We start from the raw sequence: 16,884 nt of genomic DNA, 5'->3' as shown, positions 1-16,884 counted from the left end.
TTACGTAAACGTCACAACTGAGTATCATAGCTTCACTGACCCGGCATCCATGACCGCCACACTATAACGACGACGAGGACGACATGCTCCATCTCCCAGGCTTGACCTTTGACCACGGCGAAGACATCGCCTCGCTGCGCGAAGCGATCCAGCAATTTGCCGCCGCCGAAATCGCGCCGCGCGCGGCCGAAATCGACCGCACCGACCAGTTCCCCATGGATTTGTGGCGCAAGATGGGCGACATGGGCCTGCTCGGCATCACCGTCAGCGAGGAATACGGCGGCGCCGGCATGGGCTATCTGGCGCACATCATCGCCATGGAAGAGATCTCGCGCGCCTCGGCCTCCGTCGGCCTGTCCTACGGCGCCCATTCGAACCTGTGCGTGAACCAGATCAAGCGCAACGGCACGGCCGAGCAAAAAGCCAAATACCTGCCAAAACTCATCACGGGCGAACACATTGGCGCCCTGGCCATGTCGGAGCCGAACGCCGGTTCCGACGTCGTCAGCATGAAACTGCGCGCCGACTTCAAGGGCGACCGCTGGGTCTTGAACGGCACCAAGATGTGGATCACCAACGGCCCCGACGCGGACGTGCTGGTGGTGTACGCGAAAAACGACCTGGAAGCGGGTCCGCGCGGCATGACGGCGTTCCTGATCGAAAAGAATTTCAAAGGTTTTTCCATCGCGCAAAAACTCGACAAGCTGGGCATGCGTGGCTCGCACACGGGCGAACTGGTGTTCCAGGATTGCGAAGTGCCGGCCGAAAACGTGCTGGGCGGCCTGGGCAAGGGCGTCAATGTGCTGATGTCGGGCCTGGACTTCGAGCGCACCGTGCTGTCCGGCGGTCCGCTGGGCATCATGCAGGCTTGCATGGACCTGGTCGTGCCCTACGTGCACGACCGCAAGCAGTTCGGCCAGCCCATCGGCGAATTCCAATTGATGCAGGGCAAACTGGCCGACATGTATTCGACCATGATGGCCTGCAAGGCCTATGTGTACGCCGTCGGCCAGGCCTGCGACCGCGCCACCACGCCGGAAGCCGTGCGCCAGTTGCGCAAGGACGCGGCCGGCGCCATTCTGTATAGTGCGGAGAAAGCCACCTGGATGGCGGGCGAGGCGATCCAGGCACTGGGCGGCAACGGCTACATCAACGAGTTTCCTGCCGGCCGCCTGTGGCGCGATGCCAAGCTATATGAAATCGGTGCCGGCACCAGCGAAATCCGCCGCATGCTGATCGGCCGTGAATTGTTTGCTGAAACCAAATAAGCACGCACCGGGTGCGCGGATGTCGACTGGGTGATGCGCCAACCATGCGAGCAGACACATGACGCAAATCGCCTTCCCCAAATTGCTTTCTTCGCAGATTGCATTCGATATCGCGCGCACCATCCGCGACGGCTTCGACAAGCATTACCGCCTGTTCCGCGCCACCAGCCAGCAGGCCAAGCAGTATTTCGAGCAGGGCGCCTGGGCCGCGGCGCAGCAGGCGGCCCGCGACCGCATCGACTTTTATGACAAGCGGGTGCAGGAATGCGTGCAGATGCTTGAAGATGAGTACGAGGAGGCGGAGTTGACGGACGAAGTGTGGCGTGAACTCAAGCTGCACTACATCGGCATGCTGACCGACCACAAGCAGCCGGAACTGGCGGAAACCTTCTTTAACTCCGTCTGCTGCAACATCTTGCACCGTACCTATTTCCACAACGATTTCATTTTCGTGCGCCCCGTCGTCTCGACCGAATACATCGAAACGGCCGGGCAGTCGCCCACTTACCGCGTGTATTACCCCGGCAAGGATGGCTTGCGCGCCACCTTGCGGCGCAGCGTGACGCATTTCCAGCTGGACTGCGCATTTGCCGACCTGGAACGCGACGTGATCCAGGTGGAAAGCCGGCTGCACCAGTTGTTTGGCGGCGACAGGCTGGAACCGAACCACCAGATCCAGGTCCTGACGAGCTTGTTTTACCGCAACAAGGGCGCCTACCTGGTGGGCAAGGGCATCAACGGCAACCGTGAATATCCGTTTGTCGTGCCCATCCTGCACAACCGTCACGGCAAGCTGGTGCTGGACACGGTACTGTGCGAGCATGAGCAGATCGCCATCCTGTTTTCCTTTACGCGCGCGTATTTTCTGGTCGACATGGAAGTACCGTCGGGCTATGTGCAATTCCTGCGCAGCTTGTTGCCGCGCAAACCGCGCAGCGAAATCTATACGATACTGGGCCTGCAAAAACAGGGCAAGACGCTGTTTTACCGCGATTACCTGCAGCATCTGAAACACTCATCGGACAATTTCGAGATCGCCCCCGGCATCCGCGGCCTGGTGATGCTGGTGTTTGCCCTGCCCTCGTTTCCGTATGTCTTCAAGGTCATCAAGGATTTTTTCCCGCCGCCCAAGGAAACCACGCGCGCGCAGATCAAGGAAAAATATCTGCTGGTGAAACACCACGACAGGGTGGGCCGCCTGGCCGACACGCTCGAATATTCCAACGTGGCCTTCCCCCGCGCGCGCTTCAGCGCTGAACTGCTGGCCGAGCTGCATCATTTCGCCCCCTCCCTGGTCGAGGAAGACGACGAGCAGATCATCATCCATCACCTGTACATCGAGCGGCGCATGGTGCCGCTGAACATGTGGCTGAGCAATGCCGAGAAGGAAGGCCGCGAGGACCTGGTCGAACATGGCATCGTCGAGTACGGCAACGCCATCAAGGAACTGGTGGCGGCAAATATTTTTCCTGGCGACATGCTGTATAAAAACTTCGGCGTGACCCGTCATCAGCGCGTCGTCTTTTACGATTACGATGAGATCGAGTACATCACCGATTGCCAGTTCCGCGTCATCCCCGAGGCGCGCACGGAGGAAGAGGAAATGTCGGCCGAAGCGTGGTATCCCATCGGCAAGCACGATGTGTTTCCCGAACAATTCGGTACCTTCCTGCTGGGCAATCCCCGCATCCGCCGCTACTTCCTGCAGCACCATGCCGACCTGCTGACGGCCGCCTACTGGCAGGCGCGCAAACAGCGCATCCTCGACGGCCATATCGAGGACGTTTTCCCGTATCCGCAACACATCCGTTTCTGTCATTCATCCCCACACTTACCGGAGATCCACCATGCATGATCCAGTCGTAATCGTCGGTGCCGCGCGCACCCCTATGGGCGCCTTCCAGGGCGACTTTGCCAACGTCACCGCCAGCGACCTGGGCGCCGTCGCCATCCGCGCCGCCGTCGAGCGCGCCGGTGTCGCCCCCGAGGCCGTTGAACACGTGTACTTCGGCAATTGCCTGATGGCTGGCCAAGGCCAGGCGCCCGCGCGCCAGGCCCTGCGCAAGGCTGGCTTGCCGGACTCCACCGGCGCCGTGACCCTGTCGAAAATGTGCGGCTCGGCCATGCAGACGACCATGTTCGCGCACGACACCTTGCTCGCCGGCAGCGCCGACGTGGTGGTGGCGGGCGGCATGGAATCGATGACCAACGCGCCCTACCTGGTGCCGAAGGCGCGCGGCGGCTACCGCATCGGCCACGGCATGATCTACGACCACATGATGATGGATGGCCTGGAAGACGCCTACAGCCGCGACGAAAAAGGCAACGCCCGCTCGATGGGCACGTTTGCCGAAGAGTGCGCCAGCCAGTACAGCTTCACGCGCGAAGCGCAGGATGCGTTTGCCATCGAATCCGTGAAACGCGCGCAAGCGGCCACCAAGGATGGCAGTTTCAAGTGGGAAATCGCGCCAGTCACCGTGTCCGGCCGTGGCGGCGACACCATCGTCAGCATCGATGAAGGCCCGCAAAAAGCCCGCCTGGAAAAAATCCCGACCTTAAAAGCCGCTTTCAAGAAAGACGGCACCATCACCGCCGCCTCGTCCTCGTCCATCAACGATGGCGCGGCGGCCCTGGTGCTGATGCGCGAATCGACGGCGAAAAAGCTCGGCTGCACTGTCATCGCCAAAATCCACGGCCATGCCACGCATGCGCAGGCGCCGAACGAATTCACCACGGCCCCCATCGGCGCCGTCAAAAAACTGTATGCCAAGACGGGCTGGAGCAGCAGCAACGTCGACTTGTTCGAGATCAATGAAGCGTTCGCCGCCGTACCGATGGCCGCCATGCACGACCTCGATATTCCACACAGCAAGATCAACATCCACGGCGGTGCGTGCGCGCTGGGCCACCCGATCGGCGCCTCGGGCGCGCGCATCATCGTTACCCTGCTGGGCGCCTTGAAAAAAACCGGCGGCAAGCGCGGCGTGGCGGCCCTGTGCATCGGCGGCGGCGAAGCGACGGCAATGGCAATCGAACTGGTATAAGCTAGCCCTGAACACGGGCGCGCACCACGGTTCACGGTGCGCGCCTTTCATTTTATTTTCAGGGAGAAAACATATGCCAACCGCATTGATCATCGGCGCCTCGCGCGGCATCGGCCACGAAATGGTGCGTCAATACCGCCATGATGGCTGGCGCGTTATCGCCACGGCCCGCACGCCGGACGCTTGCGAAGCGCTCAGGCAACTGGGTGCCGAAGCGCACCAGCTGGACGTGACGGACGTGGAAGGCTGCGCCGGCCTGGGCTGGAAGCTCGACGATGAAAAACTCGACGTGGCCATCCTCAACGCGGGCGTGTATGGCCCGCGCCATGACGGTTTTCCCGCGCAAGAAGATTTCGATGCCGTCATGCACACCAACGTGCTGGCCGCCATGCGCCTGCTGCCGATACTGGCGCCGCCGGTCGCCAATGCCAAAGGCAAGCTGGCCGTGCTGTCCTCGCACATGGGCTCGCTCAGCGAGCGGGGCAATCCCAGCGGTTCGCTGTACCGCGCCAGCAAGGCGGCCTTGAATTCCGTGCTGATCGACACGTCGCTCGTGTACGGCCCGCAAGGCGTCAGCTGCGTGGCCTTCCATCCGGGCTGGGTACGCACGGACATGGGCGGCGCCGGCGCCGATATTTCGCCCGAGGAAAGCGCTGCCGGCATGCGTGCCACCCTGGCCAGCCTGCCAGCCACGGACAAGGCCGTGTTCCGCAACTACGATGGCAAACCCATCGGCTGGTAATTCCGCCAGACACTATAAAAATACGAGACGACGTCCCATGATACTCAATGAAGAACAATCGATGATCCAGGAAGCGCTGCGCAGTTTTTCGCGCGAGCGCCTGGCGCCCAATGCGGCCCGCTGGGACAAGGAACATCATTTCCCGAAGGAAGAATTGCAGGAACTGGCCGCGCTGGGCGCCTTTGGCGTGGCCGTGCCGGAAGCGCTGGGCGGCGCCGGCCTCGACTACGTGTCGCTGGCCCTGGTGCTGGAAGAAATCGCCGCTGGCGATGGCGGCACGTCGACCATCATCTCCGTCAACAATTGCCCCGTGTGCAGCATCGCCATGATGTACGCCAACGATGCGCAAAAGGAACAATGGCTGCGCCCGCTGGCGCAAGGCGCCATGCTCGGTGCTTTTTGCCTGACGGAACCGCACACGGGCAGCGACGCCTCGGCCCTGCGCACCACGGCCACGCGCGACAGCAACGAGTATGTAATCAACGGCACGAAGCAATTCATTACCAGCGGCAAGTATGCCGACGTGGCCATCGTCATGGCCGTCACCGACAAGGCGGCCGGCAAGCGCGGCATCAGCGCCTTCTGGGTGCCGACCAATTCATCGGGCTACATCGTCGCGGGCCTGGAGCAGAAGATGGGCCAGCATTCGTCGGACACGGCGCAAATCCTCTTCGACAATTGCCGCATCCCGGCGGAAAATTTAATCGGCGAAGAAGGACAAGGCTACAAGATCGCCCTGTCCGGCCTGGAAGGCGGACGCATCGGCATCGCCTCGCAAGCCGTGGGCATGGCGCGCGCCGCGTATGAAGCGGCGCTCAGCTATGCGCGCGAGCGCGAAAGTTTCGGTAAACCCATCTATGAACACCAGGCCGTGCAATTCCGCCTGGCCGACATGGCGACGCAGATCGAAGCGGCGCGGCAATTGATACGCCACGCGGCATCGATGAAGGATGCGGGCTTGCCGTGTTTGAAAGAAGCGGCGATGGCCAAGCTGTTTGCCTCGGAAATGGCGGAAAAAGTATGCTCGGACGCCATCCAGGTGCACGGCGGCTACGGCTATGTGTCCGACTTCCCCGTCGAACGCATCTACCGCGACGTGCGCGTGTGCCAGATTTACGAGGGGACCAGCGATATTCAGAAAATATTGATCGCCAGAGCTTTATAAAAAGTAGTAAAAGCCTCGGCGCTTTTAGAAACCGTAGCGAGCAAGCTCGATATCGGATTGAGTAACGCAGCCGTACTTTGGTACGGCGAGTAACGCCGATTCGATAGCGGGCTGCGCAGTAGGTTTATAAACGCGCCCACCAGACGAAAAAAAAGCCCGCTAGCGCGGGCTTCGTTCCAATGTATTACCAATGCTTTAATCGTGTCATGGACGCCAGTGCTATCTGCATGGTGACTCCAAGTGTAAATCGACCATCGTATCCGGAATTACAAAATCCATTTCTTCGCACTGTCACGCCATCGACATTACACCTGTCGGTCGCCGCGCTGAAACTGGATAGTGAGACTATTTGCAAGCAAATCTCAATCACTGAACGGAGTATAGCACAGCTTTTTGTGCGATGCAACAACGAATTGAAGCCATACTTTAAATCAAGTCCGTAGCGCCAGTGGCTTGTCTTCTTCGCCGCCACGGGCCACTCTTTCGTACTCGGAAATGACTTGCGCCCCCAGCAGCAGCAAGGTGGCGCCGATTTCCAGGCTGAACATGACGACGATGGCCGTCGTCATCGAGCCATACACCACGTTCACCTGCGACAAGGTGGAAAAATACCAGACCAGCACGTGGCGGGCGATTTCCCACAGCAGGGCCGCCGTCACGCCGCCGATCAGCGCATGCGTGATCGACAGCCGTCCCACGGGCATGACCAGGTAAATCGAGCTGAGCACGAGGATTTCGCCCGTCAGCCCCAGCAGATACAGCAGCACGCCCGACACCCCTTCCAGGCCCCAGTCGTGGCGCAGGAAGCGCACGCTTTCCTCGCCCATCACTTGCAAGCTGCCCGCCACCAGGGTAATCAGCAGGATGCCCACGCCCAGGCACAGGATATAGCAGTACGGCAAGATAGCGGAAATCAGGAAATGGCGGCGGCGGATGGCCACGCGGTGAACGAATATCACGCTCATGGCGTTTTCCAGCACGGTAAACGCCAGCGAGCTGAAGAAAAGCATGGTCAGCAGCAGCAGCCAGCCGATCACGCCCCGATTGTTGAGAAAATGCGCGACTTCCGCCACGATGGCCTTTGACTGGCCCGGCACCAGCCATTCCAGATAGTGGCCTATGGTTTGCAGCAATTCGTCCTGCGCGATCACGTGCGACAGGGCCACCACTACCAGCATCAGCAGGGGCACGATGGAGAGCAGCGAGTAATACGCGACGGCCCCCGCCAGCAGCAAGCCCTGGTTGGCGCGAAAGCCCTTCAGTACCTGCAGCACGAAGGCCAGCGGATGGCTGAGAATGTATGCGCTGGCGCGGCGGTTGATCATGGTAAAACCGTTCAAGGATGCCGGCCTGGCCCGATGCCTTGCCGCACAGGTTCCCAGCATACTGACAATCGCCGCGCCGCGCCGTGCGCGAGCGAACACAGACTAGGTGACGGCCGCTTCCAGCAGGGTCAAGGTTTGCCTGTCCGCATCCAGGGTGGCCAGGATGCCCATCGGAATGGTGAACTGGTGGCGGATGTGGCCGAACGAGTAGCCGCTGACGGCCGGCACGCTCAAGGGCTGCAAGTGCTGGTCCAGGGTGGTGTTCAGGGTCAGCGAGGTGTCGCCCTCGGCCGCCTCGCAATGCTCGAAGATGCCCAGCATCAACGCCGCCGCCTGCTGGAAGCCGACGGACAGGTCCAGCTGGCACAGCATGCGGTCGATGCGGTACGGCACTTCGTTGATTTCTTCGAGGAACAGGATGCGCTCGTGGAAATCGGCCGCATACGGCGTGCCGGCCAGGGCGCTGACCATGCACAGGTTGCCGCCCGTCAGCCGTCCCGTGGCCTGGCCGCCATGCACGGTGCGGATGGCAAAGTTCGGCTGCGTCTGCGCGCGGCGGTGATTCTCCAGCGCCATCGGGATCGTGTAGTTGTCTTGCGGCGCCATCAGCACGTTTTGCAGCTGCGTCACCGTGTAGTCGGAAAACGTCGACGAGGCCACGGGACCGTGGAAAGTCACCAGCCCCGTCTGCCTACCGATAGCCAGGTGCAGGGCCGTGATATCGGAATAGCCGATCAGCACTTTCGGGTTGCGGCGGATCAAGGCGTAATCGAGCAGCGCCAGCAGCGAAATGCAGCCGGAGCCGCCACGAATAGCCCAGATCGCCTTGACCTCGGGGTCGGCGAAGGCCGCGTGCAGATCGTCAAGCCGCTGCTGTACCGTGCCCGCATAGTTGCCGTGCACGGCACAAATATTGGCGCCCAGGCTGGCGCGCAGGCCCAGCGATTCGATATTGCGCACAGCCTTGGCGATGGCGTCCTCGTCCGTAAAACCGCCCGGTGCGAGAATGGCGACCAGGTCGCCCTGGCGCAGGCGCGCCGGTTTGATCAAAGAATGTTGCGCTTGCATGCGTTTGTCCTTCCCTTGCGCGGCCGCCGCCAGAGCCGGTGTGCCTGCCGCCCCCAGGGTGGCGGCCAGCAAGCCGCCAAAGCGGCGTCGGCTGAGATTGGTCTGACTGCTCATGCGGCCCTTTCCTGGAATAAAAACGGCGGCGCCAGGCGCCGCCGCTGAGAGTAGCACGCCGGCGGGATCGCCGCCGGCATGGCCGCCTTACATGAACTTGTACTTCAGCTGAAACGACAGCGAACGGCCACGCGGGTCGGCCACACGCGGGTCCCAGCCGGCACCCACCACTTCATCCACGTTGTGCGCGGTGAACGGTGGATCGCGGTCGAACAGGTTCTGGATGCCCACGGTGATGGTGGTGTTCTTGAAGCCCGTGTAAGTGCCCGACAGGTTATACGTCGTATAGCTGGAGACGTCAGGCTTGAAGCCCGGCGGCGGCGTACCCTTGCCGCCATTCGGCACCTGGTCCTTGTAGCCGGAGGCAAAACTCTGGATCAGCAAGCCGCTCCAGTCGCCGCGCGACACGCCAAAGCTGGCATTGTGTTTCCAGCGCAGGTACAGGTCACGCGTGTAAAACTTGCCGACCAGTTCCTGGTATTCCTGTCCCTGGTATTCCGCGAACTTGAAGCTGTCCATATACGTGCCGTCCAGGGTCGCCGTCCACTTCGCGTCCTTGATCTTGCCTTCGCCACGCAAGCCCACATCCAGGCCACGCACGCGGCTGCCTGCCGCATTGATCCAGCCGGCCTGCACATAGTCGATGGTACCGTCCGGCTTGCGGATGATGTACTGGTTCAGCGCCTGGTAGTTGGCCAGCACGATTTGCGGCGTGCGGTTCAGGATGCGGTCCTTGGTGTTGATGGCCCAGTAATCGAACGAGGCCGAGTATCCCTTGAATGGCTCGATGACAAAACCGACGCTGCCCTGCTTCGACGTTTCCGGCTTCAGGTTGACATTGCCGCCCGTTTTATAGTCGAGGCGGTCGATGGCACAGTATTCGGGCACGCCCGGATGCTGGGCACAACCTTGCTGGTCGATCACGCCGTTCGGCAATTCCTGGCTCAGCGAACCGGAATACAGCTGCTGGAAGCTGGGTGCGAGGAAGCCCTTGCTAGCCGAACCGCGGAACAGCAGGAAGTCGGCCGGCTGGTACCGGAATGCCACTTTCGGGTTCGTCGTCGCGCCCACCAGACTGTAATCGTCGCGGCGGATGGCCAGCTGCATTTCCAGGTCTTTCAGCACCGGCACCAGCAGCTCGGCATACACCGCTTTCACGGTGCGGCTGGCATCTTTCAATGATGCATTGCCTGGCGCCAGCAGGATCTGGATGGCGTCAACGTCTTGCGCAAAGCTGTAGCCTTCGCGGCGCAAATCAAAGCCGGCGGCCATGGCCAGCGCCCCGGCCGGCAGCTGCAACAGCTCGCCGGAAACAGAGCCATCGATCTGCGTCAGGGTCGTCTTGCCGTGCTGGAAGTCGCCACGGAACTTGGTCGACTCGATCAATTGCTTGGCCGCTTCCGTCTGGCTCTGGCCCGGCCCCACCCATGGATTGATGATGCCCGTCGCCAGCGCCGCATACAGCTTGTCCGTGTAGGAATAGCCGTCCGTCAGCTTGGTCTTGGTGGAACTTTCGGCGCGTGAAATGCCGGCCTTGTAATCCCACTTGCCGAAGTTGCCTTCGAAACCGACCAGCACGCGGGCATTGTCGGTGGTGTTTTCCTGCGTGCGGTTGCCCACGTCATTGGCGCGCCATTTATACGAAATCGGCTTGGTGTTGTCGAAAGAAGGGATGTAGGCCGACAGATCCTGGTAATACGCGCCGCCGACAGGATACAGATTCTTGTTGGCAACGGTGGCCTGCACCTGCATCGGCGTCAAAATGGCCGTGGCCTTGGTGCGCGAGCCGAGTACCTCGACAAACATGCGGTGGTCGGGCGCCAGCTGGAAGGTGCCGCGCGACAGCAGATTGGCCCGTTCGACAGGGAATTGCAGCACATAGTCGGCGCCATAGTCGTAGGCGCACGAGTACGTGGTGCGCAGTGGCGAGGTGACATCCTTCCACAGTGCCGTCTGGTATTGCGACATGCCGGGGATGCTGTCGCACTTGCCCTGGAAGCTCAGCGGATTGGCTTGCAGGTATTTATTCGGATCGCCAGGCAGCTGGAACGAGGTGCCCAGCGCCGTGCCTGTGCCCGCCATCTGGTTGGCAAACGGCGTGCCCGTGGTATCGGGCGACAGGCCACGTTCCGGCTGGAAGCCGTTGACGAAGGAACGGTCGCTGCCGTTCAGGCGCAGGGCCTTGTCAACGGTCAGGCTGGCCATGATGTTGTAGCGGTCGCTTTCCAGCGAACCCGTGCCCGCCAACAAGGAGGCGCGGCGCGTGGCGCCACCGCCGGCTTGCGTGTCGTTGGTGGCAACGGACGCTTCCACGCCGCTGTAATTAGTTTTCAGAATGAAATTGATCACGCCGCCGATGGCGTCCGTGCCATAAATGGCCGAAGCGCCGTCCTTGAGGATTTCCACGCGCGAAATCGCGCCCAGTGGTATCGAATTCAAGTCGACCGACTTGCCGCTGGCACCATGCGTGGCGATGCGGCGGCCGTTCAACAGCACCAGGGTGCTCGACGGTCCCAGGCCGCGCAGCGAGGCGAACGACGCGCCGCCGCTGACCCTGTCGGCGTCGGCGCCAAAGACGTTATTGCCCGAAGTCATGTTATCGGCGCCCGTGCCATTCGCCGACAAGGTACGCACCAGTTGCTCGGTTGTCGTGATGCCCTGCTTTTCGATCTGGTCAAAGGTGATGACCTGCACCGGCAGTGCGCCTTCCTTAGCCACGCGCTTGATGCTGCTGCCCGTCACTTCGACCCGTTGCATCGCTGGCGGCGCCGCTTCCTGTGCCGCGACCGGCCCCACTACCCCCATCAATGCCACCAACTGCGCTAGCTTTTTCAATTTCACAGGTCTTCTCCTTGTTGGGCAATCGAAACTTGAGTTATCAAGTCAGGCTGTTTTTCTCACGTCGCTTTGTCTGTCTCGCGGTACATTTTTTTATGACATTTGCGCATGACTTTATTTGTTTTCATTTTCAGAGTAGCGCGATGCCCGAGCCGCCAGCCAATGAAAAATGCTTTCCTAACCATAACCTTTAGGAATGAATGCCCTTTTCAACTGCATGGTCACTTGCCTGCGGGGCTACCCTTGGCGGTATCGACGTCCAGGTAGCGCCAGGACGTGAATTCCACGGGGTGGCGCCTGTAGTTTTTTAGCCACGGTTGCTGCAGGTCGGCGGAGATGGGATGTGTCAGCAGTACCCACGGCGTGTAGGCGTGGATCAGCTGAAACAGGTCGAAGTACAGACTGCGTCGGCGCGGCGTATCGGATAGCAGGCGCGCCTCCTCATAGCGTTTATTGTAATCGGGCAAATTGAAGCGGGCATAGTTAGCGCGGCCAACGTTGCCGCCATACAACAATTGCATAAAGTTATCGCCATCGGGGAAGTCGGCGATCCAGTTGGTCTCGAACATCTGCACCTTGCCCAGGCGCGACGCCTTGATGATTTCCGTCTTCTTGTCGCTTTTAAACTCCACGCGCAGGCCGATGGCGTTCAGGTTGCGACGCCACAGTTCATCGCGCAGCCGTCCTACCGTGCTCGGCTCCGTGTGCATGGTCAGGATCAGGGGCGTGCCATCGGGCTGCGTGCGGAAACCGTCTGCACCCGCCTTGTAGCCGAAGCGCTCCAGCAAGGCACGCGCCAGCGCCGGATCGTAGGCGACGGGGCTGCGGTAATCCTTGTCATGGCCCAGGACGTTGGGCGGCAGCGGCGATTGCGCCGGCAAGGCCAGGCCTTTTTTCAGCAGCGCGATATCTTCGCGGCTGTTGTAGCTGAGGGCAATGGCGCGCCGCAGGGCCAGCTTGTCCTTGGTGGTGCCGCCCAGCACCGGGTCATCCATATTCATCCACATGTAATACGTCTGCAGCACGGGAAAGCGCGTCAGCTGCAAGCCCTTGGCGGCCAACGCCGGCTTCAGCGCACCATTGAGCAGCACCATGTCCGTCATCGATTCGGGCACTTGCTCCAGGTAATCGAACTCGCCTTTCAGGAAGCCCAGCATGCGCGACTGGTATTCCTCGACGATGCGCACCTCGATGCGCTCGACCAGGGGCAAGCGCTTGCCTTCGAGCGCGGTGGCGATGACGCGCGCGTCAGGTGGCAGGGCCGCCAGCGCCTTGGCTTGGGTATGGAACACGGTGGGGCGGAAAGTCGGGTTGGCCTGCAGCACGATCTTGTCGCTGCGCTTCCACTCCTGCACCATGAACGGTCCCGTGCCCACGGGATGATTGCCGATCTGCCCCGCCGCAGGATACGCTTCGGCCACTTCGCGCGCCACCACGCCGGTGGCCGGCATGGCCAGGTAAAACAGGAAATTCGGGTCGACGCCGTTCAGGCGGATGCGCAGGGTGTATTTGTCCAGCGCCTGCAGGCCGGCGATCGGCGTGTCATAGCTGAATTTGCTTTTCAGGGCCGCATCGCCCACCAGCTTGTCTTCCAGCAAGAACAGCCACGGCGACTTCAGGGAAGGGTCATACAGCCGCGTCAGGCTGTACACATAATCCTGCGCCGTCACTTCGCGCGGCTTGCCCTTGAAGGCGGGATCGGGGGTGAAGAAGATACCGGGCTGCAAGTGAAAGATATACGTGCGCCCGCCATCTTCCACGGTGGGCATGGCACGCGCCGTATTGCCCTGCAGCTGTACCGGACGGGCCAGGTAGTCATAACGCAAGAGCGGATCGAAGATGTTTTCCATCAGGTTCAGGCTGGCCAGGTCGGAGGCCACGGCCGGGTCCAGCCCCGTCTCGCTGGTGCTCAAGAACAAGTGCAAGGTCTTGTTCGCGCGGGCATCGGCGGCGGCGTGGGCCGCTACAGTGAACAGCGTCAACAGGGCAAGGCCGGCGGCGCAGGCGGTTTTGCGTAAAAACATCATCAGTGATCCAGTGCAGACAAGGGTAACGAACGGCAATAAGCGACAGGCATCCCCCACACTACGCGGGCAAGCGACGGGGCGCCAATGAAAACAGGCTGCCAGCTTATAACTTTTTGGCATGCGATTGCTGCATTCTTTCATCAACTCGTATCAGGCTGCCCCTATACTTTGTTTGCAGACATTTTTCACTCCCGACACACAGAACTGATCGCATATGGCACTTAATTACATCTGGTCCGGCTTTTTCCTCGTTGGCTTCCTGGCCGCAGTGCTGCAGTGGCTGTTTCTCGGCGATACCGATATCTTCAAGCGCATCATCGATGGCACCTTCGAGACGGCGCGCATGGGCGTGATGGATATCGCCCTGCCGCTGGCCGGCGTGATGACCTTGTGGCTGGGCATCATGAACATCGGTGAAAAGGCGGGGATTGTCGGCTGGCTGGCGAAAGTGATCGCACCGTTCTTCTCGCGCATCTTCCCGGAAATTCCAAAAGACCATCCGGCCACGGGCCACATGGTGATGAACTTCTCGGCCAACCTGCTGGGCCTGGATAATGCGGCCACGCCGTTCGGCTTGAAAGCCATGGAAAGCCTGCAGACCTTGAACCCGAACAAGGAAGAGGCGACGAATGCCCAGATCATGTTCCTGGTGCTGCACACCTCGGGCCTGACCCTGATTCCGCTGGCCATCATGGCGCAGCGCTCGATCCTCGGCGCAGCCGATCCGTCCGACATCTTTATTCCCTGCATGATCGCCACGTATGTGGCCACCATGGTCGGCATCATCACGGTGTCCATCAAGCAGCGCATCAACCTGCTCAACCGTGTCGTACTGGGCTGGATGGGCGGCATGACGAGCGCCATCGTCGCCATGATCTGGTACTTCACGCAATACCTGACGAAACAGGAAATCGAGCTGGTCTCGAAGGTGGTCAGCAACCTGGTGTTGATCAGCGTCATCGCCATTTTCATCATCGGCGCCCTGCGCAAGAAAGTGAACGTGTACGACGCCTTCATCGAGGGCGCGAAAGGCGGCATCCAGACTTCCATCACCGTCATTCCCTACCTGGTCGGCATGCTGGTGGCCATCAGCGTCATCCGCAACGCGGGCGTGTTCAATTTCCTGATGAGCGGCATGAACTGGTTCTTCGCCAACCTGGGCATCAATACGGATTTCGTGCCGGCCCTGCCGACGGCCATGATGAAGCCGCTCAGCGGCTCCGGCTCGAAAGCCATGATGATCGATGCCATGAACACTTATGGTGTCGACTCGTTTGTCGGCCGCCTGGCCTGCGTGTTCCAGGGCTCGGCTGATACCACCTTCTATATCGTGGCCCTGTATTTCGGTTCCGTCGGCATCCGCAAGACGCGCTATGCCATCACGGCCGGCCTGATCGCCGATCTGGCTGGCGTGATCACGGCCGTCTTCGTGGCCTACGTCTTTTTCCACTAAGGAGCACCATGCTACGTCCTGTTCTGCTGGCTGCGCTGTTGGCCGGTCTTGGCCTGTCTACTGCCCAGGCGCAATTGCCCGAATCCGTCAGCCTGCTGCTGCGCGGCGCGAATATTCCAGAGGACGCCATGGGTGCCGTCGTCTTGCGCGGCAACACCACCGTACTGTCGCATGGAGCCGAGCGCAGCATGCAGCCCGCCTCCACCATGAAGCTGGTGACGACGGCCGTGGGCCTGGAGCAATTGGGCCCCATCTTCCGCGGCCGCACGGAGCTGCGCACCAGCGCCGATGTCATCAATGGCGTGCTGAAGGGCGACCTGATCCTGCGCGGCGGCGCCGATACGGATTTCAATGCGGACGTGCTGACGCACATGCTGCAAACCTTGCGTACCCAGGGCATCGTCAAGATCAAGGGCGACCTGATTCTCGACCGCCAGCTGTTCCAGCCGGCCCGGCCCGATATCGGCGCGCCGCCATTCGATGAGTCGGCCGAGTTCCGCTACAACGTCATCCCCGACGCTTTATTACTGAACACCAATCTGATCGACATCGACATCAGCGCGACAGATCGCAAATTGACCTTCCAGATGCAGCCGGCGCTGGAGAATGTCAGCATCACCAGTGACATGAAGCTGATCAAGGGCAATTGCGCCAGGTGGGAAGATGGCTGGCGCCCGCCCGAATACCGGCGCGATGCCGGCGGCAAGCTACAAGTGATACTGCACGGCACCTTCCCGCAGAATTGCAGCAAGTCCACCAGCGTCAATGTGCTCGACCGCAATGACTATGCGGAGCGCTTGTTCCGTGCCACCTGGAAACGCCTGGGCGGCACCATCACGGGCACGGTGCGCGAAGCGCCGGCGACGGGTTTGCCGCCCACGGCCGAACCGGTCGGCACGCGTCTGCTGGCCGACCATGTGGCACGGGCCTTGCCGGAAGTGCTGCGTGACATCAACAAAACGTCCGACAACACCCTGGCCCGTACTTTATTTCTGAGCCTGGGCAGCCTGCAAAGCGATGGCTGGCTGGGCAGCCGTCCCATCGCCATGACGGCGCCGGAAGACACGGCCAATCGGGCGCGGCAAGTCATCGATGCATGGTTCCAGCGGCACCATATCGCTACCCAGGGCATGCTGGTCGACAACGGTTCCGGCTTGTCGCGCACGGGACGCATTGCACCGGCGCAGCTGGCCGGTGTCCTGCAAGCGATGCAGTACAGTCCGTGGGCGCCCGAGTTCCAGTCCAGCCTGCCCATCGCCGCCCTCGACGGCACCATGCGCAAGCGCCTGCTGAACACCCCGGCCGCCGCGCGGGCGCGCATCAAGACGGGAACCTTGAAGAATGTGGTGGCCATCGCTGGCTATGTACCCGACGCAAACAACCAGCTGTGCGTGGTGGTGGCCATGATCAATAGCGACCTGGTGGGCAACGGCAACGGCCGCGCCGCCGTCGATGCCTTGATCGAGTGGGTCGCCAGGAGTGGCGCCGCGCCGGTAGTGGCCGGTCAATAAAAGGCAGCAGTGATACAAAGGCAGCGCGCAGCGCTGCTTTTTTTCGTCTTTTGTATGGTTTGGCTACCCTGATCGGCTGGCGTTGCTGTCGGATGACGCGCGGCCTTGCCGCGCTAATCCGACCTACCCGACCCGGCCAGCGGTAAATCGACGTAGGTCGGCTTAGCGCGCAGCGCGTAAGCCGACACCACCTGCGGCGTATCACGCAAACAAAACCACCAGACGAAAAAAAACCCGCCAATTGCTTGACGGGTTTTTCTCTACTGCGAATAACAAGCCTGACGATAACCTACTTTCACACTGGTTGCAGCACTATCATCGGCGCAAAG

Annotated in this window: 11 protein-coding genes; 7 read left to right on the top strand and 4 right to left on the bottom strand. The window is 61.1% G+C overall.

Going from position 1 to position 16,884, the window contains the following annotated elements:
- The first annotated feature begins 83 nt into the window (after positions 1 to 83).
- From ACQ4WR_RS23375 to ACQ4WR_RS23355, 5 genes are all read left to right on the top strand, one after another.
- Entirely contained in the window at positions 84 to 1,268 is a 1,185-nt protein-coding gene (locus tag ACQ4WR_RS23375; RefSeq protein WP_077398251.1) for an isovaleryl-CoA dehydrogenase, read from the top strand.
- Between the two features lie 58 nt (positions 1,269 to 1,326).
- Positions 1,327 to 3,123, top strand: a complete 1,797-nt coding sequence (gene aceK / locus ACQ4WR_RS23370) for a bifunctional isocitrate dehydrogenase kinase/phosphatase (RefSeq protein ID WP_436490202.1) — start codon at positions 1,327 to 1,329, stop codon at positions 3,121 to 3,123.
- Positions 3,116 to 4,312 (top strand): acetyl-CoA C-acyltransferase, encoded by a 1,197-nt coding sequence (locus tag ACQ4WR_RS23365; RefSeq protein ID WP_436490200.1) that lies wholly within the window; start codon positions 3,116 to 3,118, stop codon positions 4,310 to 4,312. The genes aceK and ACQ4WR_RS23365 overlap by 8 nt, the downstream gene beginning before the upstream one ends.
- 73 nt (positions 4,313 to 4,385) lie before the next feature.
- The gene (locus tag ACQ4WR_RS23360; protein WP_436490198.1) at positions 4,386 to 5,054 is read left to right on the top strand and encodes an SDR family oxidoreductase; all 669 of its coding nucleotides are present in this window, start codon (positions 4,386 to 4,388) and stop codon (positions 5,052 to 5,054) included.
- Positions 5,055 to 5,091: 37 nt separating this feature from the next.
- On the top strand, positions 5,092 to 6,219 hold the full coding sequence (locus ACQ4WR_RS23355; RefSeq protein ID WP_102294387.1) for an acyl-CoA dehydrogenase family protein: 1,128 nt from the start codon (positions 5,092 to 5,094) through the stop codon (positions 6,217 to 6,219).
- A 431-nt stretch (positions 6,220 to 6,650) separates the two neighbouring features.
- Here ACQ4WR_RS23355 and ACQ4WR_RS23350 read toward each other — a convergent pair whose 3' ends face one another.
- The 4 genes from ACQ4WR_RS23350 to ACQ4WR_RS23335 form a co-directional block, all read right to left on the bottom strand.
- Positions 6,651 to 7,544: a YihY/virulence factor BrkB family protein gene (locus ACQ4WR_RS23350; RefSeq protein WP_102294386.1), complete on the bottom strand. Its 894-nt coding sequence runs from the start codon at positions 7,542 to 7,544 to the stop codon at positions 6,651 to 6,653.
- Between the two features lie 102 nt (positions 7,545 to 7,646).
- Complete coding sequence (locus ACQ4WR_RS23345) at positions 7,647 to 8,726, bottom strand: S66 peptidase family protein (protein ID WP_436490196.1); 1,080 nt, start codon at positions 8,724 to 8,726, stop codon at positions 7,647 to 7,649.
- A gap of 87 nt (positions 8,727 to 8,813) precedes the next feature.
- Positions 8,814 to 11,567: a TonB-dependent receptor gene (locus ACQ4WR_RS23340; RefSeq protein WP_436490194.1), complete on the bottom strand. Its 2,754-nt coding sequence runs from the start codon at positions 11,565 to 11,567 to the stop codon at positions 8,814 to 8,816.
- Between the two features lie 218 nt (positions 11,568 to 11,785).
- On the bottom strand, positions 11,786 to 13,591 hold the full coding sequence (locus tag ACQ4WR_RS23335; protein WP_180979397.1) for an ABC transporter substrate-binding protein: 1,806 nt from the start codon (positions 13,589 to 13,591) through the stop codon (positions 11,786 to 11,788).
- A gap of 214 nt (positions 13,592 to 13,805) precedes the next feature.
- On the opposite strand from ACQ4WR_RS23335, the gene ACQ4WR_RS23330 reads away from it, so the two are divergent.
- On the top strand, positions 13,806 to 15,044 hold the full coding sequence (locus ACQ4WR_RS23330; protein ID WP_034753725.1) for a nucleoside recognition domain-containing protein: 1,239 nt from the start codon (positions 13,806 to 13,808) through the stop codon (positions 15,042 to 15,044).
- 8 nt (positions 15,045 to 15,052) lie between these two features.
- Positions 15,053 to 16,555: a D-alanyl-D-alanine carboxypeptidase/D-alanyl-D-alanine endopeptidase gene (dacB, locus tag ACQ4WR_RS23325; protein ID WP_436490192.1), complete on the top strand. Its 1,503-nt coding sequence runs from the start codon at positions 15,053 to 15,055 to the stop codon at positions 16,553 to 16,555.
- Positions 16,556 to 16,884 lie beyond the last annotated feature (329 nt).

The organism is Janthinobacterium amylolyticum (assembly GCF_051380655.1).
Taxonomy (GTDB): domain Bacteria; phylum Pseudomonadota; class Gammaproteobacteria; order Burkholderiales; family Burkholderiaceae_D; genus Janthinobacterium.
This window is presented reverse-complemented; position numbering and strand designations above follow the sequence as displayed.